Annotated in this window: 20 protein-coding genes and 1 tRNA gene; 7 read left to right on the plus strand and 14 right to left on the minus strand. The window is 59.9% G+C overall.

Annotated elements, in window-relative coordinates; translation table 11 throughout:
• Positions 1 to 262: 262 nt before the first annotated feature.
• Complete coding sequence (locus PL597_RS11090; protein ID WP_269824628.1) at positions 263 to 1,156, minus strand: LysR family transcriptional regulator; 894 nt, start codon at positions 1,154 to 1,156, stop codon at positions 263 to 265.
• 115 nt (positions 1,157 to 1,271) lie between these two features.
• On the opposite strand from PL597_RS11090, the gene PL597_RS11095 reads away from it, so the two are divergent.
• Positions 1,272 to 2,174 (plus strand): alpha/beta hydrolase, encoded by a 903-nt coding sequence (locus tag PL597_RS11095; protein ID WP_269824627.1) that lies wholly within the window; start codon positions 1,272 to 1,274, stop codon positions 2,172 to 2,174.
• 404 nt (positions 2,175 to 2,578) lie between these two features.
• Here the strand turns inward: PL597_RS11095 and PL597_RS11100 are convergent, their stop codons facing one another.
• The 3 genes from PL597_RS11100 to PL597_RS11110 all read right to left on the minus strand — a co-directional run bounded on the left by PL597_RS11100 (position 2,579) and on the right by PL597_RS11110 (position 3,801).
• On the minus strand, positions 2,579 to 2,719 hold the full coding sequence (locus PL597_RS11100) for a hypothetical protein (RefSeq protein WP_271365181.1): 141 nt from the start codon (positions 2,717 to 2,719) through the stop codon (positions 2,579 to 2,581).
• Between the two features lie 449 nt (positions 2,720 to 3,168).
• Positions 3,169 to 3,242 (minus strand) — tRNA-Gln (locus PL597_RS11105).
• Positions 3,243 to 3,363: 121 nt separating this feature from the next.
• On the minus strand, positions 3,364 to 3,801 hold the full coding sequence (locus tag PL597_RS11110) for an Lrp/AsnC family transcriptional regulator (RefSeq protein WP_077984743.1): 438 nt from the start codon (positions 3,799 to 3,801) through the stop codon (positions 3,364 to 3,366).
• Between the two features lie 129 nt (positions 3,802 to 3,930).
• On the opposite strand from PL597_RS11110, the gene rocF reads away from it, so the two are divergent.
• Positions 3,931 to 4,851: an arginase gene (gene rocF / locus PL597_RS11115; RefSeq protein WP_269826967.1), complete on the plus strand. Its 921-nt coding sequence runs from the start codon at positions 3,931 to 3,933 to the stop codon at positions 4,849 to 4,851.
• 13 nt (positions 4,852 to 4,864) lie between these two features.
• Complete coding sequence (locus tag PL597_RS11120) at positions 4,865 to 5,920, plus strand: ornithine cyclodeaminase (protein WP_271365183.1); 1,056 nt, start codon at positions 4,865 to 4,867, stop codon at positions 5,918 to 5,920.
• A gap of 20 nt (positions 5,921 to 5,940) precedes the next feature.
• On the opposite strand, the gene PL597_RS11125 is transcribed toward PL597_RS11120, so the two are convergent.
• The 5 genes from PL597_RS11125 to PL597_RS11145 all read right to left on the minus strand — a co-directional run bounded on the left by PL597_RS11125 (position 5,941) and on the right by PL597_RS11145 (position 11,474).
• A complete protein-coding gene (locus PL597_RS11125; RefSeq protein ID WP_271365184.1) occupies positions 5,941 to 6,825 on the minus strand; it encodes a DMT family transporter in 885 nt (294 codons plus the stop codon).
• A gap of 372 nt (positions 6,826 to 7,197) precedes the next feature.
• A complete protein-coding gene (gene iolG, locus PL597_RS11130) occupies positions 7,198 to 8,190 on the minus strand; it encodes an inositol 2-dehydrogenase (protein ID WP_271365185.1) in 993 nt (330 codons plus the stop codon).
• Positions 8,191 to 8,403: 213 nt separating this feature from the next.
• Entirely contained in the window at positions 8,404 to 9,654 is a 1,251-nt protein-coding gene (locus PL597_RS11135; protein WP_077984849.1) for an adenylate/guanylate cyclase domain-containing protein, read from the minus strand.
• Between the two features lie 229 nt (positions 9,655 to 9,883).
• Positions 9,884 to 10,114 (minus strand): helix-turn-helix domain-containing protein, encoded by a 231-nt coding sequence (locus tag PL597_RS11140; protein WP_003522093.1) that lies wholly within the window; start codon positions 10,112 to 10,114, stop codon positions 9,884 to 9,886.
• A 250-nt stretch (positions 10,115 to 10,364) separates the two neighbouring features.
• The gene (locus tag PL597_RS11145) at positions 10,365 to 11,474 is read right to left on the minus strand and encodes an RHE_PE00001 family protein (RefSeq protein WP_077984748.1); all 1,110 of its coding nucleotides are present in this window, start codon (positions 11,472 to 11,474) and stop codon (positions 10,365 to 10,367) included.
• Positions 11,475 to 11,765: 291 nt separating this feature from the next.
• Between PL597_RS11145 and PL597_RS11150 the strand changes: the two genes are divergently transcribed.
• Positions 11,766 to 13,070: an MFS transporter gene (locus tag PL597_RS11150; RefSeq protein WP_271365225.1), complete on the plus strand. Its 1,305-nt coding sequence runs from the start codon at positions 11,766 to 11,768 to the stop codon at positions 13,068 to 13,070.
• Positions 13,071 to 13,131: 61 nt separating this feature from the next.
• Here PL597_RS11150 and PL597_RS11155 read toward each other — a convergent pair whose 3' ends face one another.
• The 5 genes from PL597_RS11155 to PL597_RS11175 all read right to left on the minus strand — a co-directional run bounded on the left by PL597_RS11155 (position 13,132) and on the right by PL597_RS11175 (position 18,468).
• Entirely contained in the window at positions 13,132 to 14,469 is a 1,338-nt protein-coding gene (locus PL597_RS11155) for a sensor histidine kinase (RefSeq protein WP_269824623.1), read from the minus strand.
• A gap of 22 nt (positions 14,470 to 14,491) precedes the next feature.
• Complete coding sequence (locus PL597_RS11160) at positions 14,492 to 15,145, minus strand: response regulator transcription factor (protein ID WP_077984751.1); 654 nt, start codon at positions 15,143 to 15,145, stop codon at positions 14,492 to 14,494.
• 65 nt (positions 15,146 to 15,210) lie between these two features.
• The gene (locus PL597_RS11165; RefSeq protein WP_077984752.1) at positions 15,211 to 16,878 is read right to left on the minus strand and encodes a phosphoethanolamine transferase; all 1,668 of its coding nucleotides are present in this window, start codon (positions 16,876 to 16,878) and stop codon (positions 15,211 to 15,213) included.
• Between the two features lie 170 nt (positions 16,879 to 17,048).
• The gene (locus PL597_RS11170; RefSeq protein WP_271365186.1) at positions 17,049 to 17,312 is read right to left on the minus strand and encodes a spike base protein, RCAP_Rcc01079 family; all 264 of its coding nucleotides are present in this window, start codon (positions 17,310 to 17,312) and stop codon (positions 17,049 to 17,051) included.
• Between the two features lie 244 nt (positions 17,313 to 17,556).
• Positions 17,557 to 18,468, minus strand: a complete 912-nt coding sequence (locus PL597_RS11175) for a LysR family transcriptional regulator (protein ID WP_271365187.1) — start codon at positions 18,466 to 18,468, stop codon at positions 17,557 to 17,559.
• 157 nt (positions 18,469 to 18,625) lie between these two features.
• On the opposite strand from PL597_RS11175, the gene PL597_RS11180 reads away from it, so the two are divergent.
• The 3 genes from PL597_RS11180 to fhuB are packed head-to-tail and all read left to right on the plus strand — an operon-like array spanning position 18,626 to position 23,674.
• The gene (locus tag PL597_RS11180) at positions 18,626 to 20,788 is read left to right on the plus strand and encodes a TonB-dependent siderophore receptor (protein ID WP_271365188.1); all 2,163 of its coding nucleotides are present in this window, start codon (positions 18,626 to 18,628) and stop codon (positions 20,786 to 20,788) included.
• 28 nt (positions 20,789 to 20,816) lie between these two features.
• Positions 20,817 to 21,719 carry an iron-siderophore ABC transporter substrate-binding protein gene (locus PL597_RS11185; protein ID WP_271365189.1) on the plus strand — a complete coding sequence of 301 codons (903 nt, stop codon included), beginning with the start codon at positions 20,817 to 20,819 and terminating at the stop codon, positions 21,717 to 21,719.
• Positions 21,716 to 23,674: a Fe(3+)-hydroxamate ABC transporter permease FhuB gene (fhuB, locus tag PL597_RS11190; protein WP_271365190.1), complete on the plus strand. Its 1,959-nt coding sequence runs from the start codon at positions 21,716 to 21,718 to the stop codon at positions 23,672 to 23,674. The genes PL597_RS11185 and fhuB overlap by 4 nt, the downstream gene beginning before the upstream one ends.
• Positions 23,675 to 23,680 lie beyond the last annotated feature (6 nt).

Here is a 23,680-nt window from a genome sequence, read left to right on the forward strand (position 1 = left end):
TAACCGAAGTCTCTCTCCACGGCATCAACACCTCCCGCAAAGCGAAAAGTGTTACCCATGTCTCCGGTACAAAACGTCACCTATCTCTCAAGTCGGACAGCCGATTGCCCTCTAGGGTGCGATATTGCCGCCATCACCGCACCGCTACCGGGTGAGAAAGACCGCAAAGTACCGCCAGTTCCACGACAAAACCGAGTGCTGAGTGGCGCAGCATGACTATTTCGACTTCCGACTTCAATCGCACTGTCGAAATGCTGCCAGCTTATTCTCGGTACCTCAGTGCATCCACCAGCAGAGAAAACGCGGGGGATGCCAGACGCCGGCTTGAATAGTAGAGGTGATACCGCTCGAAGACCTGACGCCAAGGGCTCAGCACCTCGACGAGCTGTCCCGATTCCACATGGGGCCTGACCATCGCCTCCGGCATGTAGGCCAGTCCAAAGCCCGCCACCGCTGCAGTCAGAATCGCCGGCAGCGTGCTGAACACGAGTTGCCCCTCAACTTTGATGCGGTGTTCTTTGCCGCCCTTGCGGAACGTCCATGCGAAGAACTCGCCGTGATTGGGCAGGCGCAGATTGATGCAGGCGTGCCCGATCAAATCCTGCGGTGTCTTTGGCCGCTGTCGTCCAGCAAGGTATGCGGGTGATCCTACCACGGCCATGCGGATATCCGCGCTGATCGGCACCGCGATCATGTCCTGCGCTATCAGCCGGCCACGACGCACACCGGCATCATAGCGATCATTGATGATATCCGCGCGACCGTAGTCAGTGATTATCTCGATACCGATATCTGGGTAATTTGGCAGGAAGCCTTCGATCACGGGCCAGAGGACGTGATGGACAGCGAACTCATCTGCTGTAACGCGGATCGTTCCGGCGGGCTTCTCGCGCAATTCGGTCAGCTGCGTCAGTCCTTCGTTGATCTCCTGCATCGCCGGCTGGACGCGGGCCAGCAGCCGGTCTCCTGCCTCTGTTGGCGAGACGCTTCGAGTAGAGCGGTTGAGAAGGCGCAGACCAAGGCGCTCCTCCAGTCCACGGATCGTTTGACTGAGTGCGGATTGCGAGACGCCAAGCCGGGCGGCGGCGCGGGTAAAGCTGCCTTCCTCCGCGACCACGACGAAGGCATTCAGGTCTCGCAGATTCTCTCCGTCCATTCATAAGCCTCACTAATGCAGGCATGCATCATATGATGTCTAATCGAAATGGAACGCGGCTGCTACATAGGTTCTATCGAAACCGATCCGACAAGCCCTAAAAAGGAGATCAAGTATGAAATCCGTGACCTTCACGAACCGCACATGGGATGTGGCGGCCGAGTTGCACCTCCCCGCCGATTTCGATGAGAGCAGGAAGTACGCAGCTATCGTCTGCGTCCATCCGGGGTCTAGCTGCAAGGGACAGACCGCTGGTCTCTATGCCTCCAAGCTGGCCGAACAGGGCTTCGTCGCCATCGCCTTCGATGCCTCCTTCCAAGGCGAGAGCGGGGGCGAGCCGCGCTATATCGAAGACCCCGCCACCCGCGTCGAGGACGTGCGCTGCGCCGTCGATTATCTCGTCACGCTGCCCTATATCGATGAGGAGAAGATTGGCGTGCTGGGTGTATGTGCGGGCGGCGGCTATGCCGTGAACGCCGCCATGACCGAACACCGCATCAAAGCCGTGGGCACGGTGGTCGGCGCGAATATCGGCCGTTTGAACCGCGAGGGCGACGTGATTGCTGCACTCGAAGCCATTGGCAAGCAGCGCACCGCCGAGGCGCGCGGCACGGAACCGCTCATCAACAACTGGATTCCGAACTCGACAGAGGAGCGCGACGCGGCCGGGATCACGGATGTCGATGTCTCGCAGGCCGTGGACTACTACCGCACGCCGCGCGGCCAGAATGCCTGCGCGCCCAACAAGCTGCGCTTTACCAGCGTCGGCAGCGTGATCGCCTTCGATGCGTTCCACATGGTCGAAGAGTTGCTGACGCAGCCGATCCAGATCATCACCGGCTCCGTGCCCGGCGCGTTCGGTTCGCTGAAGGACGGACAGGAACTCTACGCCCGAGTGAAGAGCCAGAAGGACCTGTTCGTCGTCGAGGGCGCGACCCACTACGATCTCTACGACCAGCCCGAGCCCGTCGCCAAAGCGGTCGCGAAGCTCGTGCCGTTCTACAAAAAGCATCTCTGACAGGACAGGAGGGTGCGAGAGCCGGGCTCTTGCACCCTCGCCCCCCGTCGAAACCCGGAATTGGCAACAGGAAGTTGCTTGCAGGCGATGGGGTGCCCAACGCTTTGAATTCGCGCTGGAAGGCTTCGGCACCACGCGCGAATCGTAAGGCCCGGTCGGGCATTTAGCTCCCATTTTGGAGGGCTATGGCGTAGACATAGTTCTCATCGCTATCCCGCACGGCCCGCCATTGATGCAAAAAAAAGCGTATTTTTGTCAATGCGTTGTAATTAATTTGCGCCTTGGCCCCACAAAATGACCCACATACTTGTTGCGTGATGATCACCATCGCTGGCTTGGCTGTGAGATGAGTGTCGCGAACGTCGGACCGTGGGTAAAGTTTTCGCGTCTAGAGGGCGTCCGCTTTACTCGGGGTCATATCCGCACGATTTGAAGTAGTTAGCGCATTCCTGTTGTTCGAACAGCGTGACGATATGGCCGACGGTAAAGGACACGCACCTCCTCAGCCCCTGCCGGATGACGAAGGCACCCGTCGCGATGCTCATGGGAGGCTCATTCCGGCCTTCGAGCTGGATTGACGAACGGTTAAGCGTCCGAAGTCGCCTCAGCCGGCACTGACCGATGTGATCCCGACATATATCGCCGCGCGACGCCTCGGAGGCGGAGCTAACATCGAACGCGATCTTTCGACAGCACAGAGTCGCCTCGCGTTGTTCATCGAACTGATTGGCGACCGCCCCGTTGACACGTACCGGGACCGCAGTTGATGAGAGCGGCCGGGACGCGTGGCCGCCAATAGAAGATATTTCCGCGGCGGATCAGATTCTCGACTTCGTGGCGCACGGCCATGGCGAATGCCCTGCTTTGTCCCTCGCGCTTGAACGGCGTGGGCATCACCTCAGGGCATCAGTTCTGGGCATCAGGTCGCCAATGATGCCAAAACACTATCCGGCACGACTGGAAAATCAAGGAATTAAGGGCTTTTAAGGAGAATTGGCTGGGGAACCTGGATTCGAACCAAGATCGACGGAGTCAGAGTCCGCTGTTCTACCATTGAACTATTCCCCAAAAGCCTTAAAGCGCGTGGCGCGTTCGCTTTGGTGGGTCGTCATATAGATGATTTATTCCGGGGCGCAAGTCGAAAAAATCGAAAAATGCGTTTTATCCCTGTTTTGCGTTTGCCCGTGGCTCAGAGCCGTGCGCGGGTGGAACGCGGGGTGGAGAGCAAGAGGCTGGTCTCACTGCCGGTAATGCCGGGCACCAAGCGGATGCGGCGCAGTACCGCGTCGAAATCGCTGAGCGTGGCGGCGTTGAGTTCCACGATAAGATCCCAGCGGCCGTTGGTGCTGTGAATTTCAGAGATTTCCGGAAAACCGCCGAGTGTGCGGATGACGCGGTCCGTCACATGGCCTTCAATCTCGATCATCATGATGCCGCGGATTGCAGCCTCCACGGCGTCGGCACGCAGGATGACGGTATAGCCGATGATCGTGCCGTCATTCTCCATTCTTTCGATGCGCGAACGCACCGTCGCGCGCGAGGTTCCCGTCTCGATTGCGAGATCGGAAATGCTGCGCCTGCCATTGTGGCGCAGAAGGGTTATGAGCCGCTCGTCGAGATTGTCCATATGACCAATTCGGTAAATCAATTTTACCATATCGATAGCTTATTTCGATAATATTGCCAATATTTGATGTTCATTTCGCCGGATCGCTGTGGTGAACTTGGGCTTGTTGGCAGGAAAGTGAGGACGGGAATGGAAATCAGGCTTGTTGGTGCGCCGTTGCAGATCGGGGCCGGGCAACTGGGATGCGAAATGGGGCCGAGCGCCTATCGCGTTGCGGGGCTTGCCTATGCTCTCGAAGAACTGGGGCATCGCGTTGTCGATACCGGCAATGTGACGCCGGTGACCTTCCGCGAATTTAACCATCCCAATCCCGCCGTGCATCATCTGCCTGAAACCGTGGCCTGGACCGAGGCGCTGACGGAGGCTGCCTATCGTGAGAGCGCGGATGCCGTACCGATCTTTCTCGGCGGCGACCATGCGATTTCCGCAGGGACGGTCGCCGGCATGGCGCGCCGGGTGGCTGAAAAGGGCCGTCCGTTTTTTGTGCTCTGGCTCGACGCCCATACCGATTATCACACGCTGGAGACGACGCGCAGCGGCAATCTGCACGGTACGCCGGTTGCCTATTTCAGCGGGCGAAAGGGTTTTGACGGTTATTTCCCGCCGCTTTCCCATGCGGTGCCTGAGGAAAATATCGGCATGATCGGCATCCGCAGCGTTGATCCGGCCGAAAGGGCCGCTTTGGAAAAAAGCGGCATTACCGTTCACGACATGCGCTCGATTGACGAGCACGGTGTTGCCGTCCTGCTGCGCGAATTCCTCGCTCGGGTTCAGGCGGCGAACGGGCTTTTGCATGTCAGTCTGGATGTCGATTTTCTCGAGCCCTCCATCGCGCCCGCCGTCGGCACCACGGTTCCGGGCGGCGCGACGTTCCGTGAGGCGCATCTCGTGATGGAAATGCTGCATGATAGCGGGCTGGTCTGCAGTCTCGATCTCGTGGAACTCAACCCGTTTCTCGACGAGCGCGGCAGAACCGCGACGCTGATGGTGGATCTCGCCGCCAGCCTGCTGGGCAAGCGGGTCATGGACCGCCCGACGCGGGCCGGCTGAAAGGGGTGATATGATGACCGTGATACCGAACCTCAATATCGTCCCCTTCGTCAGCGTCGATCACATGATGAAACTTGTGCTGCGCGTGGGCATCGATACGTTTCTGCGCGAGCTTGCCGGGGTGGTGGAAGAGGATTTCCGCCGCTGGGAAAGCTTCGACAAGACGCCGCGCATTGCCTCGCATTCGAAGGAAGGTGTCATTGAACTGATGCCGACCAGCGATGGCACGCTTTACGGCTTCAAATATGTCAACGGCCATCCGAAGAACATGAAGGAAGGCCGCCAGACGGTGACGGCTTTCGGCGTGCTTTCCGATGTCGGCAATGGTTATCCGCTGCTGCTGACCGAGATGACCATCCTGACGGCGCTGCGAACCGCCGCCACCTCCGCTGTTGCCGCAAAATATCTCGCCCGCAAGAACTCCCGCTCCATGGCCATCATCGGCAATGGCGCACAGAGCGAATTCCAGGCGCGCGCCTTCAAGGCTATCCTCGGCATAGACACGCTGCGGCTATTCGATATCGACCCTTCCGCCAGCGCAAAATGCGCCCGCAATCTCGCCGGGCAGGGTTTTGCCATCAAGATTTGTGAAAGCTCGCAGGAAGCGGTCGAAGGGGCGGATATCATCACGACAGTCACCGCCGACAAGCAATATGCGACGATCCTGACCGACAACATGGTCGGGCCCGGCATTCACATCAACGCCGTGGGCGGCGATTGCCCCGGCAAGACGGAACTGCACCGGGACATTCTGCTGCGATCGGATATCTTTGTGGAATATCCGCCGCAGACACGCATTGAAGGTGAAATCCAGCAATTGCCGGCGGATTATCCCGTCACCGAGCTTTGGCAGGTCATATCGGGTGAAAAGCAGGGGCGGGCAAGCGACCGGCAGATCACGCTGTTCGACAGCGTCGGCTTCGCGACGGAAGATTTTTCGGCGCTGCGTTACGTGCGCTCAAAGCTGCCATCCACCGGGCTTTATACCGAGCTCGATCTGCTGGCCGACCCGGATGAACCACGTGACCTGTTTGGGATGCTGTTGCGGTGTGAGGCGGCCCTCGTCTAGGGATTTCCAGCGCTGGCCGTCTATTTCGTTTCCCGGCGGTTCCTGCGGGCAACCACATGCTCCCGCCAGATGGTGAAGAGGCCGGCGGCGATAACAATCGCCGCACCGATGACCATGTTGGGCGTCACCACTTCCCCATAGACGGTGACGCCGATGATGGAGACGAGCACCAGCTGGTAATAGGAAAAGGGCTGCACGGAGGCCGCATCCGCCAGTTCGAACGCCTTTATCAGGCAATAATGGCCGCTCATGCCGGTAATGCAAAGCGCCAGCATCCAGCCCCAATCCTGCGGAGCGAGGTTGACCCAATAAAACGGGCCGACCAGCGTCAGGGCCGCCGCGCCGGCCACGCCGGTGTAGAAGAAGCTGGTCATCGCTGAATCGCTCTTGCTGCCAAGGCGGGTCAGGACGCTGTAGAGCGCCAACATGAAGGCGGCCACGAAGGTGATGATGAGCTTGTTATCAAAACCGTCGCCCTCCGGCTTGAGAATGACGAGAACGCCGATGAAGCCGACAAAAATGGCGCTCCAGCGCCGCCAGCCCACATGTTCTCCCAGCAAAGGCATGGACAGCGCCGCAACGATCAGCGGCGCGGAGGCGAGGATGGAATGGCTGTGCGCCAGCCCGACGACGGCGAAGGAGAAGATGGAAAAAACGATCTGTACGGCAAGAAGCACGCCACGGCCGATCTGCAGCCAAGGGCGGTTGGCCATGACGGCGCCCCTGATGCCGCCGGCGGATTTTGCAGCCATCAGCAGAACAAAAACGGCAAAGGCCCAATATCGCAGCATGGCGATAAAAACCGGCGGATAGGCGCTGCCCAGATGTTTCGATATGCCATCTTGCGCCGCAAAGATCGTGAAGGCGACAAGCGCATAAAGAAAGCCGGTTCTGGGTGGTGGCATAAGAAAACCGCTATCCGACTGCCGTCGGCAAAAGAGTATTCGGGATGAATGAGGTGGGTGTCGGCCATATGTTATGACGGCACCTTGTCAGACAACCTTATTTTCCGAATAGCTGCCATGCAAGTGTGGAAGCTGCGTTTTTGGCAGGCGGATTGCCGGCTTAGCCTGCGCTACTGTCTGGTTTAGATTTCTCGAAAAGGCGCAAGTCTTTAATTCATGCCAATTGCATCGACGTCATCCTCGGGCCTGTCCCGAGGATCTGCGACTTGCTGGTTGTATTCGACGTGTTTAGATCCTCGGCACAAGGCCGAGGATGACGGCAACATGTCTGGTGGGGTTCATGCCCATATGACGGCGTCGCGCTTAAGGCCTTCAGCCGATCGTCACGGCCGTCTTCGAGGTCGCGGATTTCAGCGCGGCGTCGGCCAGTTTCAGCGCGATCAGACCGTCCTTGATGGAGGGTGACGGTGCGACATTGTTTTCGATGCTGTCGATAAAGGCGGTGATTTCCGCAGCATAGGCCGCCGTGTAACGCGTCATGAAGAAATCATGCAGCGGCGGGCGGGTGTAACCTTCCGCATTGGCGATTTCGATGGAAACCGGGCGCTGGTTTTCGGCAGCCGCCGAGCCTTCCGAACCGTGCACTTCGATGCGCTGATCATAACCATAGGTGGCGCGGCGGGAATTCGAAATGATCGCCTGCCTGCCGCTTTTCGTGGTCAGGATGATGCTGGCGCTGTCGAAGTCACCCAGCGCACCGATCTGCGGATTGACAAGAACGGAACCGGTGGCGAACACGGTTTCCACTTCCTCGCCGAGCAGGAAGCGGGCCATATCGAAATCATGAATGGTCATGTCGCGGAAAATGCCACCGGAGACCTTGATATAGTCGGCCGGCGGCGGGCCGGGGTCGCGGCTAGTGATGGTGATCATTTCCACCTTGCCGATGCGACCATCGTCGATTGCCTTGTGGACGGCCTGGAAATGCGGGTCGAAACGGCGGTTGAAACCGAGCATCACCTTCGCACCGGTTTCCTCGACCACCTTGGCGCAGGCTTCCGCGCGGGCGACATCGAGATCGACGGGCTTTTCGCAGAAGATCGCCTTGCCGGCGCGGGCGAAACGCTCGATCAGGTCGGCATGGGTGTTGGTCGGCGTGCAGATGATGACGGCGTCGATCGTCTTGTCGGCCAGAACCTCATCGATCGTGCTGACCTTGCACTGCGCTTCGCGGGCGATTGCTTCCGCAGCGCCGGCCATGGCGTCGACAACGGCCACCAGCTGCGCACGGCTGTCGGTGGTGATCGCCTTGGCGTGGACCTTGCCGATCCGTCCAGCGCCGAGCAGCGCCAATTTCGTAACCATCTTTCCTCCGGTTTCTCACACCCATCCCTCACTCCCGGAAGGACAGAATATGAATACAAGCAATGTTTCGATATGGAATATATGTTCTATTTTGCTAGATCGACATCGCAGATGTGTCAAGCGTTTTGACGATGATCCAGGGGGGCGAAATCACGCCTTCAGGAAGATGGTGCGGCGCGGATGGCTGGTATCGAGAAAAGCCCCGCGCAACAATCAATCAGCCGAAGCTGTCAGGGCCGTATTATGGGGCAGGGCGTATACCTCAACAGGGGTTTCGAGGCCGCGCAGCAGCCATGGGCCGAGATTTTCCAGCTTTCCCTGATATCCGGCGGTGCGCACGAATTCTTCTGAGAAAAGCACATTGCGCCCGGTCTCCTTGGTCAGCGTTTCCAGCCGTGACGCGATATTGACGGCAGGGCCGATGACGGTGAAATCGAGGCGGGTTTTCGAGCCGATATTGCCATACATGACATCGCCGACATGCACGCCGATGCCGTAGCCGAGAGGATCGTGTCCCTTGCGGCGATTGATTTCATTCAGCGCAACGAGGCTCTTCTGCGCGCTGGCAATGGCTTTCAGCAGGTTTTCGCAGGCCTGCGGGTCGCTGAGCGGGAAAATCGCCAGCAGCCCGTCGCCCATGAATTTCAGGATTTCGCCACCGAATTCCTCGATGGGATCGCACATGGCGTCGAAATAACCGTTCAGAAGCTCGATGACATCGTCGCGCGGCCAAAGGTCGGAAATATGGGTGAAATTGCGCAGGTCGCAGATCAGGATCGCCGCACCCACTGTCATACCGCTGCCGCGTGTCGTTGCGCCGTTGAGAATTTTTTCGCCCGCATGCGGCCCCACATAGGTTTCCAGAAGGGTGCGCGTCATACGGTTCTTCAGGCGTATTTCGCTGACGAGCGCCAGTGCCGGAAGCAGGTTTTTCAGGGCGAGGATTTCGCTGTCGGAAAAACCGCCGGGCCGGTCGCTGGAGAATGTGGCGACATGGCGCTTGCCGAAGGTATGCTCGATCGGCCAGGCGCAATAATCCGTCAGCCCCTCGGCCCGCAGGTCTTCGTAGATCGTATAGCCGGGCTCATCGATGTCTTCTCCGTTCAGCCGGTGGCGGACTTCGGTGGCGCCCTGATGAATGTCGTTGATGGGGCTATTGAGATATTCAGGCGTATTTTCAGATCCGTAGCCATAGGTGGCAATCTCGGCGGAGGACAGGCCGGCTTTCCACAGAATGCGCGCGCCAAGCCATTGCGGATGGCGAATGCGGAAAGCGAGCACGCCCCGCGCCACGGAAACTCCGCTCTCCCGAAGCCTGTTGCAGAGTTCGACGAATATGTCGTCGATAAAGCGTTCGTCCTTGGTGCCCGTGATCAGCCAGTCAAGAATTTCCGTCTTCTCCGCCGGCCACAATTCATCCAGTGCTGAAGAAACCCGTTCTTCGGTGTCGAGACTTAGTGTCATGGCAGGATTCCGGAGGTTGTTGCTGCTCTCGCGCAAGCGGGGCACATGTCGCAAAGGCGAAACATGGTCGCTCGCGAACCCCATGTGGTGCCGGATAACGAAAATGTTAAGAGAGGAGCGCGGAAAATGTTCCGGAAGGGATTGGCTTAATCAGGCCACGCGCGCCGCCCGGATGTTCCCGGAACATCGTCCCCGGCGGCGCTGAGATTTTTAATGATCGCCAGGTGGATCAGATAACAGTTTCAACGGGAATATGAAGTGCTGCGGCAACGCGTCTGATGCGCAGCGGATCGCTGTCCGTGCCGTCTTCCAGCGCGCGTATTTCGCTGGTGGTCAGGCCGCAGGTCACGGCAAGCTGTTCGACCGTATATCCGGCGAGATTGCGTGCGGTGAGGACCTTTTTGGCAAATGGAGCATCGGTTTCGTGATCGGAATCGGGTTGTGAGATTGAAATTGTCATTATTGCATCTCCCTCAGAATGGACACTTAAATGCGGGCGGCACAGAAAAGTTGCCGGGGCCGAATGCGACCGCGTTGCCGGAGAAGAATATCGGTGCTGCAACGCAGCGAGGAACATAGCGGCTTCATCGACCTACGCAATAGTTAAATTTTGTTAAGATTCGTGATCGCCGGTTCCTGCGGCACGCCCTGCCCGAAAATGGCCGAAAATCCCACGTTTTCAGGGCTCTTGCGAGGACGGGCGGCTTTCGCTACAGCATGCCCCAGGCGCGAAACCGGCCACGGCCGGTCACTTCCCGCAATTCCAGTTGGTTGGCGAGGCCTATAGCGCCCTGCGGCGTGGTGCCGAGTTCCTTGACAATCATCGCCGCCGAAACCACCGGTCGAGAGACGACAAGCTCCACCAGTTCCGGCAGGCGAGAGGAAGAGCGTCGGCCGGCCAGTTTGCGCATCATGCGTTCTCGCGCATGGGTCAGGCGGTCATGTTCCTTCATGCCGGCCTGCGCCGCTTCGTAAAAGCTGTCGAGAAGTGCGGCAATGCGCTGCGTCTGGTTTCGGGCGTGCCGGCGCTCCCGTGGGATCGCACGCAGACCGGCGCTCAGGGCCGGCAGGTGAGCGGGTGTGACGGCGCCGTCGCGCAGAAAGGCGGAGACCAGAAGTCGGCCGAGCCAGGGGCTGCGTTGCAGCACCTCGATCATGTTCCACGCGTCGAGCAGGATGGCGGTGCGAAGGATTGCCGGCAGTTCTTCCGTGCGCGCAAGGACAGCCCACCATTCTTTCAACCGTTCGTCTTCGTCCCAGTCGGGTTCGTTGATGATCGCATGGCTTTCCTCCCTGTGCATTGGCTGAAGCGCGCCTCCGGTGGTGATCGCATCGAGCGTTGCGGCGCTTCGCGCCAGCAGCGCGTCCAGCTCGGAAAAAGCGCCGTCCAGCGATGTTTCCTCCTCTGCGTCGGCATCTTCATCGCGGGAATGGTCGAGTGTTTGCCGTGGAGGTGCTGGCTCTTCGGCAAGCGCGGCCCTGCCGCGTAGCCTCGAAAGGCCCGGCGCGGTAAAGGCCCAGCCGGAGGCATTGGAAAAGATCAGCCGTCGCGAGCGGAGAATCCGGTGCGCCGCCGTCATTTCATGGGTTGGCGCGCGCACATCCATATGGGCGTCATGCAGCACAAGATCTTCCATGTGAACGAGTTCGCCATCCACCCACATGGATGAAATCGCATCGGTGAAATCCTGTCTTTCGATGAAGCCCTGTTTCATCGGTGACCGGTCGATCCGCTCGTCCAGCCGCGCCAGCGCCTCGCCGGCGCGGGCGGCGGCAATGAGGAGCTTCTCGATCTGTACGTCCGATATATCGTAAATCATTGATATTTTTTAGTTTGAGCACGGGCGGCTTACAAGGCGGATCACAGTCGGGCACCTCCGCTTTCGCGGTTTTCACCCAAAATCCCGACGAAAAGCCGTGTGGTTACAGAAAGGGCGCGACGAGGGTTTTGCTCGCCCTTGCTGTTTTTTCGTCAATATTGCGGCGCGGTATAAACTTGCGCACTGCAACATGGCGGGTATATACCCCCACCGAGAGCGACAAATTATCACACCTTCCGTTCGCCCTTCCATCTCCAGACGAAGATGAATTGGAGTTTACCCGTGAATATTATGGCAAATGGTCCCGCCACCGCGCCGGATCAGAAAACCCGTTTGAAATCCATCATCGGCGGATCGGCGGGCAATCTCGTCGAATGGTACGACTGGTATGTCTATTCGGCCTTCACCCTTTATTTTGCGCCGGTGTTTTTCCCTTCCGGAAACCAGACCGCCGAGCTTCTGAGCGCAGCCGCCGTTTTCGCAGTCGGATTTCTGATGCGGCCCATCGGGGCCTGGTTCATGGGCACCTATGCCGACCGCAAGGGCCGCAAGGCCGGCCTGACCTTATCTGTCACGCTGATGTGTCTCGGTTCGCTGCTGATCGCGATTACGCCCGGCCACGAGGCGATCGGCATTGCCGCGCCGGCCATTCTGGTTTTCGCAAGGCTTCTGCAGGGTATCAGCGTCGGCGGTGAATATGGCGCGAGCGCGACCTATCTCAGCGAAATGGCCGGCAAGAATCGCCGTGGTTTCTTCTCCAGTTTCCAGTATGTGACGCTCATTTCCGGTCAGCTTCTGGCGCTGGCGGTGCTTCTGGTGTTGCAGCGGATCCTGACGCCGGAACAACTCGGCTCCTGGGGCTGGCGCGTTCCCTTCTTCATCGGCGGTCTTCTGGCGATTGCGGTATTTTATATCCGCCGCGGCCTTGTCGAGACGCAGTCCTTCGAAAATGCCAAGACCGGTGCTGTCGACAAGCCGAAGTCCAGCGGATGGGCGCTGTTCAAGCACTATCCAAGGGAAGCGCTGATGGTCATGGCGCTCACCTCCGGCGGCACGCTCGCTTTTTACGCCTATACGACCTATCTGCAGAAATTCCTCGTCAACACCTCCGGCTTCAGCAAGGAAAGCGCCACGGAGATCACCACGGCGGCGCTCTTCGTCTTCATGCTGTGCCAACCGCTCGCCGGCGCGCTGTCCGACAAGATCGGCCGCAAACCGCTGATGGTCGGCTTCGGTATTCTCGGAACGCTGTGCACCTATGCTATCTTCAGCACGCTTTCGACGACGACCGATCCCATCATGGCTTTCGCCCTCGTTCTGGTCGGTCTGTTGATCGTTACCGGCTATACTTCCATCAATGCGGTGGTGAAGGCGGAAATGTTCCCTGCCCATATCCGCGCGCTTGGCGTGGCTCTGCCCTATGCGCTGGCGAACACCATATTCGGCGGAACGGCGGAATTCGTGGCCCTGAAGTTCAAGCAAATCGGCCACGAAAGCTGGTTCTTCTGGTATGTGACGATCATGATCGCTCTGTCGCTGGTGGTTTATGTGAAGATGCGCGACACGCGCGATCACAGCCATATTCACGAGGATTGAGCGACCCGCATCCAGACCGGCAAAAGTCCCGCCCTTCCGGCGGGCTTGTTCTTTTCTGCAGTCAGGCGGGTTCGACAGGAAGGACGATGCGGGCCTCAAAACCATCCTGCCGACCCGGCGCCGGAGAGGAAAGCAGCAGCTTTCCGCCGGCTTGCTCCACGAGGCTTTTGACGATGGCCAGACCAAGCCCGGTTCCGTCCGCCGTGGTCTGGCCCCTGGTAAAACGCGTCGTTAGCTTGGGTAAGAGCCCCCCATCGATAGCCGCCCCGGAGTTGACGATGTGGATCGTGCCGTCTGCTTCGGCGACGACCTGCACCGGGCTTTCCGCCGGACTGTGGATCAGCGCGTTTTCGAGAAGGTTGCGAATGATGATGCCGAAGGCATCCGCGCCGATCCTGCAGGGTAAACCGCCGTCGCGGCGATTGTTGAAACGGATGCGCGACGTTCCGATTGTCGTTCTGCTCATGTCATCGATCACGAGTTCGAGCACGGGGATGACGTCGCTCGTTTTATCGGTGACCCCGATCTTTGCTTCAGCGCGCGACATCTGAAGCAGTTTTTCGGCCAGGTGGGCGAGATGCTGCAGGGATTTTTCAATGTTCTCCACACGCGGCGCAAGCTCCGGCGGAATGTCGGCATGCAGCCGCTGCGCCTGCGCCAGCGCGCCGGCAATCGGCGTGCGCAATTCATGGGCGCTGTTGGCGGTGAATTCCCGTTCCGCCTCGATTGCCGATCGCAATCGTCCGAGCAGCAGATTGACCGAACGGGCAATGGGATGCAGTTCGCCCGGAAATGGTTGCGTCGGCAGTGGCGCGAGATTGCCGCCGTCCTTTTTGCCGATATCGTCGCGCAGGGTCTGTATCGGTCGCAGCGTTCTGCGCACCACCACAATGACGGCAAAAATGCTGGCGGGAATGAGGATGAGAACGGGGAGAAGCAGCGCGGCGCCCGCCTCTTCGATCGCCTCGCGGCGATTGGCGAAGGCGTCGGCGACCTGCAGGAAATAATTGTCGTCCGGCGAAGCGATCGTGAAGATACGTTGCGACGATGTCTCTGAAAAACCGGGATCGAGCGGTACCTCGAAAGGTTCCGTCGAACTGTCATGTGAATGCAGCACGACTTGCCCTTCACGGTCGCGAACCTGGTAGGTCAGATATTCCGCCCCCTCCGCCGGCTTGTTGAGTTTCTGCGCCGCGGGCGCGGTATTGTTTTCGCGAAGATCGTCCAGCAAAAGCGGCAGAAGCCTTTCTGAGGTCTCCTCAAGGCCCGCGTCGAAAATCTCGGCGAACTCATCCTGCATCACCATGACGCCCAGCGCGCAGGCAAGTAGCCAGGATATGGCGACAACGCTGGTCAGCGCCGTCACGAGCTTGCGGGTCATGCTGGTCGGTCTGGCCATTTCTGCCTGCTTGTAATTCTGACTATCTGATGGTGTAGCCGACGCCGCGCACGGTCTCGACGCGGTCATGGCCGATTTTCTTGCGCAGCCGGCTGATATAGACCTCGACCGTGTTGCTTTCTATTTCCGCGCCGAATTCATAAAGCGTGTCGTGCAATTGCGCTTTGGAAACGACGGCGCCAGGATGTTCGACGAGTTTCTCCAGCACGGCCCATTCCCGGGCGCTCAGCGTCTGCGCCGTCCCATCGACCGTGATGTTGCGCGCCACCTGATTGATCTCGATGCCGGGCAGGCGGATGACGGGAGCAGAACGCCCTTCGTAACGGCGCGAGACGGCCAGCATGCGGGCCGAAAGCTCGTTGAGATCGAAAGGCTTGACCAGATAATCGTCCGCACCGGCGTTCAGTCCGGCAATGCGGTCGGAGACCTGGTCGTGGGCCGTCAGAATGATGACCGGCGTCGCGTCATCGCGCTGGCGCAGGCCTTGCAGAAGGGTGATGCCCTCGCCGTCCGGCAGGCGCATGTCGAGCAGGATGAGGCCGTAACCCATCGTCAGCGTCGCGGCCATGGCGTCACCCAGCGTCTTGAACCAGTCGACAGCATGACCCGCCGCTGCGACATGGTCCCGCAGCGCTTCGCCCAGCACATGATCGTCTTCAACAAGCAGAACCCGCAAGACAGCTCCCTCTATCGCTTCGTCTTGCGTATCTCTTTCTCCGGATAAGCGTCAAGCACAGTGTTTCAGCTGTTCTGACGCTGGGTGCAGCCGCCGAACACATCGAGCGATGGATCGTAGACCGATGTGGAGACATTCATCATGCCGAGGATGCTGTGGAAATAATTGTCGTGCGAGCGCCCGCCCTCCGCCGCGGTTTTTGCGAGGCAGGCTTTGTTGAGCCCCATGGATTTGGCAAAATCGTCATCGAACCAGACGAGAAACGGCACATGGGTCTGCTGGTCGGGCGCCAGCAGATACGGCGCGCCATGCAGGTAGACGCCGCTCTCGCCAAGCGATTCGCCGTGGTCCGATGCATAGATCATGCTCGTCGCCAGCCTGTCGGAACGGGCCTTCAGCTTGTCGATCACGGTCGAGAGGAAATGGTCGGTGTAAAGAAGCGTGTTGTCGTAGGAATTGACGATCTCCGCGTCGGAGCAGTTGCCAAGCTCGGCCGTGCGGCAATCCGGGGTGAATTTGCGGAATTCGTCGGTATAACGCAGATAATAGGTCGGCCCGTGGCTGCCCATCTGGTGCAGCACGATCACGCTGTCTCTGGTAACGTTATTGAGCCAGGAATCGAGCTTGTCGAAGAAGATATCGTCGCGGCATTCTCCGCCAGTGCAGAAGCGGCTGTCATTGGTCGAGGGCAGATCGAAATAAGGGATACGGTCGGCCACGTTCTTGCTGCCGGTATTGTTGTCCAGCCATGTGGCGCTGACACCGGCATGGACGAGAACATCCATGACGTTTTCATTGGCCAGCGCCTTGTTGTGGCTATATTGCGAACGCGGGAACTTCGAGAACATGCAGGGAATGGAAATCGCCGTCGCGGTGCCGCAACTGGTCGTGTTTGGAAAATAAATCACGCCGCGTTTTGCGAGTTCGGGATTGGTCTCGCGCCCATAACCGTTCAGGGAAAAGTTCGCGGCCCGCGCGGTCTCGCCCGCCACGATGACAGTGATGCGGGGTTTGCGGACGCCGCCCAATGAAGGCAGGATTTTCGCATCCCTGCCGACCGGGCTGACCTGAATATCGACTTCCTTGCCGGCCAGCGTGAAATAATGAATGGCCGACATGATCGGCGACAGGGGATTGACGCTTTTGACAATGTCCTTGTGCTGGCGCACGGCGGTGGTGAAGGTCTTGGAATTGGCGAAGCTGATGATGCCGGCGATGGTAAGACAGATCAGGATGCTGATCGTGTTCCATAAAAGCTTGTCGAGGATCGTCCGGTGCCGCACACGCACGGCGACGATGAGGAGGGACGGCACCAGTCCGTAAATCGCCATGTGCCAGAGAAAGCCGGGCGTGATCAGATTGCCGGCTTCCGCCTGTGTCGTCTCCATGGCGTTGCGGATCATATCGCTGTCGATAACGATGCCGTAGCGATCCATGAACCAGGAAGCGGCCGCCGCCGCGAAGATCAGGAAGATCAAGAACGGCTTGATGAGATATTTGGCGGAAAAAATAATGATTAGCGCGCCGAAAAGGGCAGCCATGGCGCCATAAAGCGCGACGATGGCGACCGGATAGGCCGAAAGATAGGTGTGAACCTTCGACCAGAATGTCCGGTTCGTGAAAAACAGCAGATAGGCCGCCGTCAGCAGGCTGAGCGGCACGCTGCCGATTTCCGGACGATATGTTACTGTTCCCGTCGCTTTCGCGGTAAAAAGAGCCACTGTCAGATCCACCAGATTTACAATAGGCCGGCGACAACGGAGACGGGGCGAAAACGCCGCCGGAAAGGCTGCCGCATGGGCCGACCAATGGCGGATGCGTCATTTTGCTGACATCAACCTGAAAGCTTGTCATGAAAGTGTCACACTCCGTGGTGGCCGTTTGGCGGATGACGATAGAGCTCTTAATTGAGGCCCACGATGCCTGTGGCGGTGGTGCGCATTGCAAATATGCGCGTGGCCCTGACCGGCAGCAGGCTGCCTGCGGGCAGGTTCTGGAAGGTCACCGTCGCCCCGGAAAGCAGGGTCAGGCAGAGATGGCCGCCATTGCCCACATAGATGGCGCGGGTGGGGGAAGGAAGCGGGCTCGTATCGTCCGGAACCACATCGAAAGCGTGGGATGCCGGGGATTCGAGGCCGGCGGCGTGGTGTTCGTAAGTCTCAGCCATTGCTGTCTCCCGTGAATCGAAATCTGGCGCGATTATGGGATGTGCTGCGGCCATGGGGAAAAGCGGGTACAGGAAATATCCGGACAGGATTTCGGCCTCGTCTTGGGCCTGCCCGCAAGAGCGTCATTCTTTTCGCAATTTCATGGCGTTACGCCGCCCCCGCCTTTTGCCGCCAATGCGGCGCAAACGGATGATGACGGATTTTTCGTCCACGGGATCGACAGGCGGGCGGATGCTGCCCGCTTCAATTGCGCATGTGGAGAATGAAGGCCCTGACGGCGGGAGAGGCTTCCGTTTTCCGGTGGGCGATGGCGAGGTCCGAGGTCGTGGGACTGGCGGCAAGCGGCAGGTAGCGCACACCGGGCAACCTCAGGCAATTAAGCGAGCGCGGCACCAGCGCGACGCCGAGGCCGATGGCCACCATGCTGGCGATCGTGGTGTAGTCCCTGCCTTCCGGGGTGATCGCCGGCTGGAACCCGGCTTCATTGCAGGCCTCTATCGTATTGTAGTGAAACCCGACATCCGGTGGTTGCCGCGGGGTAATGAAGGTCTCGCCGGCAAGGTTTTTCAGATCGACCTGCAGCGCAAAGGCCAGGGGATGGTTTTCAGGAAGCGCGGCCATCAGCGGTTCGCGCAGCACCACATGGGTTGTCACACCTTCCGGAACGGGCGCGGGCGGGCGGATGAAGGCGAAATCCAGATTGCCGTCGGCAATCTTGGCCAGTTGCAGCCGCATCTCCATCTCGATCAATTGCATCTCCACATCGGGATGGGAAGCACGGAAACCGGCGATGGACCGGGTCATCTGGCCGGAATAGGCGGCCGAGGCGACATAACCGATGGAAATGCGCCCGGTTTCGCCGCGGTCGACGCGTTTGAGCGCCGCAAGCGTCGCCTCGGCATTGGCGAGGATCTTCCGGGCGTCCTCATAGAGAAGCTGCCCGGGCGTGGTCAGCTTCACCGAGCGGCGCGTCCGGTCGAGAAGGGGCATGCCGACAATCTGTTCGAGCGCCATGATCTGTTGGCTCAGGCCCGGCTGGGCAATGCCGAGGCGGGCGGCGGCGCGCTCGAAATTGCGCTCATCTACCAGCGTGGTGAAATAGCGCAGGTGGCGTAATTCGAATGTCTCCGCCCGGCTTGCCGGTTTCCTGCCCATCGTCACGGCCTTTCCCGGCAGATTTGAATAATTCAAAGCTATTATCGATGTGAGTTTTCATAATCAACAGTTCTGAAAAAAACCGGCTGCGCTTATTGGATCACAATCCGTCCCTTGCGTAATAAGATGACTTAAATTCTCCAGAAAATACCGTCTTGTGGTGGCGCGGGTGATGAAGGGTCTTGGCGTGCAGGGAAAAATCAAACACATTTCCATTCTGGCTGGCGGTTGCGCCGTCATCGCTTATGCGGCGTTTTTTGCCCCGGCTTCCGCCTTTGCGCAGGAGGCCGGTACGACGGTGCTGCAGACCATCACAGTGGACAGCGCCAAAAATCAGGACCCCAAGGCTCCGGTGAAAGGCTATGTGGCGAAAACGAGCGCCAGCGCCACCAAGACGGGGCGATCCCTGATCGAGACGCCGCAATCCGTCTCCGTCATCACCAAGGACCAGATGGATGTGCAGAACGTCCGCACTCTCGGCGAGGCGTTGAACTATGTTCCCGGTGTGGTTGCGCAGCCGTTCGGCGCCGATCCGCGTTTCGATGCGCCGCGTATCCGCGGCTTTCAGGGGAACCAGTTGCAGTTTCTAAACGGTCTGCGGTTGATGCGCACGGCCGGTGCGCCGTCCTATGAAGTTTATGGTCTGGAGCGGGTGGAAGTCATTCGCGGGCCGGCCTCGGTGCTTTATGGTCAGGGCAATCCCGGTGGCCTCATCAATCTCATCAGCAAGCGACCGATCTTCGAGCGTTTCGGCGAAGTGGGGGCGCGGATCGGCAGCTTCGACTATTACCAGTCGATGTTCGATATCGGTGGACCGGTCGCGGGCACCGACAGTTTCGCCTATCGCCTGACAGGTCTTGCGCGCAACGCCCACCTTCAGACGGACAATCTGCAGAACGACCGCTATTTCATCGCACCGGCGCTCACCTGGCAGCCGGACAAGGATACGAAGCTGACGGTTCTTGCCTCCTATCAGCATGACAATCCGAGTTCGCCCTCCGGCCTGCCGGCGGCGCTGACCTATCTCAGACCCGGCAATATGCTGGACCGCAGCTTTTATGTCGGCGATCCGTCCTTCGATACGTCGAACCGTAAATTCACCAATATCGGCTATGAGTTCGAGCACCGTTTCGACGAGACCTTCACCTTCCGGCAGAATGCTCGTTCTTCCAATTTCGACTGGTCCTACCGCGCGCTCGGCATGTCGTCGGCCAACGGCGGCATGATCGGCAATCTCATCCGTCGCAATGCGACGTTCCAGGACGAGCTGCTGAACACCTTCAACATCGACAACAGCCTGCAGGCGGATTTCTCCACGGGGCCAATCGACCACACCCTGCTTGTCGGGCTGGACTACCGTTATTTCGACAATAACGTCAAAACCGAATTCTGGGCCGCGACGCCGCTCAATCCCGTCAATCCGGTCTATGGCGGGCCGATCAGCCTCACGTCGCGCACGCTCTATGCCGATGTGAAGACGGATATTTCCCAGATCGGCCTTTATGCGCAGGATGAGATTGCCTTTGAGAACTGGCGCGTTACCGCCGGCCTGCGGCAGGATTGGGCAAGCACCGGCGGTACAACCTTCAACGGCACCACCTACCGCTCGCTCGACAAGGACGATCACAAGCTGACCGGCCGCGTCGGCGTCAGCTATCTGTTCGATGGCGGCATCGCGCCCTATGTCAGCTATGCGACCTCCTTCGAACCGGTGCCGCAGCCGGCTGTCGGCGATGCGCCGAAACCGACCACCGGCGAACAATGGGAAGCGGGCGTCAAATACCAGCCCGAGGGTTTCGACGGGTTCTTCTCCGCCGCGGTCTACGATCTGACACAGAAAAACGTCACGACGACTGTGGGCGGCGTGACGCAGCAGATGGACGAGGCGCATGTGAAAGGCCTTGAACTCGAGGGCGTCGCAAGCCTTGCCGACGGGCTCGACCTGCGCGCTGCCTATACCTACATGGACAGCGAGGTCTCCGGCCGCGTGAATAACGGCAAGGAGTTGGACAGCACGCCCCGCCACGCCGCAAGCCTCTGGCTGGATTACACTTTCCCGGAAGATACCGCCCTTGAGGGTTTCGGCATCGGCGGCGGTGTGCGTTATGTCGGAAAACGCTATGGCGATGCCGCCAATACCTTCGAGATGAAGGGCCTCGCCCTGCTCGATCTCGGCGTGCATTACGAGAAGAACGGCTACCGCGCCTCGCTTCAGGTGCAAAACTTGACTGATAAAGAATATATTTCTAGTTGCTCCACTTTCGGATGCTATTACGGTGACGGAAGAACGGTTATGGGCAAGCTGACCTATCGTTGGTGACGCCATATCGGAGTGAAGCAGCAGGGGCATGACGCGCAAGGATCGATGGATGTCCCCCCTTTGGGGGCGGCGGGAATTTTTAGGCCTGGTCGCTGCTTCTGCTCTTGCCGGCAAGGCGCGCGCGGCGGTCACGCCACGCCTTGCCGCCATTGACTGGGCCATGTTGGAAACCGCCGTTGCGCTCGGCGTCATGCCGGTGGCGGCGACCGAACTCATCCAGTTCCGGGTGGACGCGGTCGAGCCGGAGATCCCTGCAACCGTCGCCGATCTCGGCCTGCGCGGTGCGCCGAACTTCGAGCTTCTGCAACTGACCCGGCCCGATCTCATTCTGATTTCGCCCTTCTACACCCGTTATATCGGCAGGCTGGAAGCGATTGCCCCGGTCTTCTCGCTGCCCTTTTACGTGAAGGGCGAACCGCCTTTCGCAAAGGCCCTGGCGGCGATCTCAGCCCTTGGCGGCAAGCTCGGCAGGGCAGACGAGGCGCGCAGGGTGCTGGGCGAAACGGAAGCGGCGCTGCAGGCCATGCGGACCCGCCTTGCCGGTTTCGCGGCGCGGCCGACCTATGTGATCAACATCGGCGACGCCCGGCATTTTCGCGCTTTCGGTGCTGATAGCATGTTCGGGGATGTGCTTGGCCGGCTGGGGCTTGCCAATGCCTGGGTGGATCGTTCGCAATTCACCTTTGCGGCCCCGGTGCCGCTTGAAAATCTCGCCGCTTCGCCCGATGCGCGCATCGTCATCGTCTCCGACATTCCGGTCGAGGCGCGGGAAACCTTGCGCAGCAGCGCCATATGGCGCGCGCTGCCTGCCGTGCGGGAAAACCGGGTGGTCACGCTCGGCAATGTCGGCCCCTATGGCGGCATCACCGCCGGCATGCGCTTTGCGCGGCTTCTGACCGAAGCGCTCTCGGCGCAGGGAGAAGCCCTGTGACCGCGCGGCCTCTTTTCTTCGGGCTGCTGTTCGTTCTGGCCTGCGGGCTTTCCCTGCATGCCGGGCTGTTGCGGCTGCCTTTCGGCGCATGGCCCGGCCCGCCGTTCGATGCCGCCACCATGTCGATGGATCAGGTGATTTTCGCCTTCAGCCTGATGCCGCGCGTGGCGGTCGCCATTCTGGCGGGCGCGATGCTGGGACTGTCGGGTGCGTTGTTCCAGAAATTGCTGCGCAATCCGATTGCCGATCCTTCGACGCTCGGCATATCTGCCGGCGCGCAACTGGCCATCGTCATCGCCACCCTGTTCTTTCCTTCGGTGCTGGATGGTAACCGCGCATGGGTGGCGCTCGCCGGTGCGGCGGCGGCGGCCGGCATCGTTTTCATTCTCGGCTGGCGGCGCTCATTCGAGCCGGTGACCATGGTGGTGTCGGGGCTGCTGGTCGGCATCACCGCCGCGTCCGTTTCCGCGGCGCTGACGCTCGCGCAGGGCGAATATCTGATGTCCCTTGTCGTCTGGAATGGCGGCTCGCTCAGCCAGCAGGACTGGTCGAATGCCGTTGTGCTCGCTTTCCAGCTTCTCGCGGGGCTTGCCGCGACCGGCCTGCTGATAAAGCCGCTGACGGTCCTCGGTCTCGGCGATGCCGGCGCACGATCGCTCGGCGTCTCGCTGCTTTCGATCAGGCTGGCGGTCGCCGCCGTCGCGGTCATGCTGGCCGCTTTCGTTGCCGCAGCGGTCGGCCTCGTCAGCTTCATCGGTCTTGCCGCGCCGGCGCTCACCCGGGCGCTCGGCGTGCGGCGGTCATCCTCCGTCCTTCTTGTTTCGCCCCTGCTGGGCGGTCTGCTGCTTTGGTTCTGCGACGGTCTCGTGCAGCTTCTGGCGACTACGACGGCGGAAGTTTTCCCGACGGGTGCCGTGACGGCGCTGATCGGCGGGCCGCTGCTTCTGTGGCTGCTGCCGAAAATCCGGCCGACCGATGTGCATCGTGGCGAAGGCGTCGATCTCGCCACACGACGCGGGCTTGCGGCCCTGCTGCCGGTGCTCTTCATCATGGCAGTGCTGGTATTTGCCGCACTCGCCATCGGCAAGGGGCCTGATGGCTGGACAATGCTCAAGGCCACTGACCTGCAAAGCCTTATGCCCTTCCGCTGGCCGCGGCTGTTGGCCGCCATGGCCGCCGGCGGTCTGCTCGCCATGGCGGGCGCGCTTTTGCAGCGGCTGACCGGCAATCCCATGGCAAGCCCGGAAGTGATCGGCGTCAGCGGCGGTGCAGGCCTCGGTTTTGCCGCCGCCATTACGATTTTTCCGGCCGCCGGTCTTTTCGAACTGTTTTGCAGCGCCGGCATCGGCTCTGCGGCCGTCATGATCCTCGTCCTGCTGTTTTCCATGCGCCGGCATCTTGCGCCGGAAAAAATACTACTCGCCGGCATTGCCGTCAGTTCGCTCTGCTCGGCTGTGCTTTCGGCGCTGCTTGCCATCGGCGACCAGCGGGCATGGCAGATTCTCGCCTGGCTCAGCGGCTCGGGTTCAACGGCGACTCCGGCTTCGGCGATCTTTCTCGCCATTCTTTCCATCGTGCTTCTGGCGGCGGCCCTTTCGGTGACCCGCTGGCTGACGATCCTGCCGCTCGGGCGGGACGTGCCGTTATCACTTGGTCTGCCGCTCAGCACCGCGCGTATCGCCGTTATCGCGGTGGCGGGCATTGCCACCGGTGCCGCCTCGCTGCTCGTTGGCCCCTTGAGTTTTGTCGGGTTGATGGCGCCGCATATTGCGCTGCGCGCCGGTTTCACCACGCCGCGCGACCATCTGTTCGCCTCTTTCCTGTTCGGTGCGGTGCTGATGGCGCTTTCCGATCTCGGTGCGAGAACGGTCACCTTTCCCTATGAGCTGCCACTCGGGCTTTTTGCGGCTCTGGCCGGCGCGCCTTACCTGATCTGGCTTTCAGGCAGGCGATGACTAAAT

The organism is Agrobacterium sp. ST15.13.013 (genome assembly GCF_027956525.1).
GTDB classification, from domain to species: domain Bacteria; phylum Pseudomonadota; class Alphaproteobacteria; order Rhizobiales; family Rhizobiaceae; genus Agrobacterium; species Agrobacterium salinitolerans.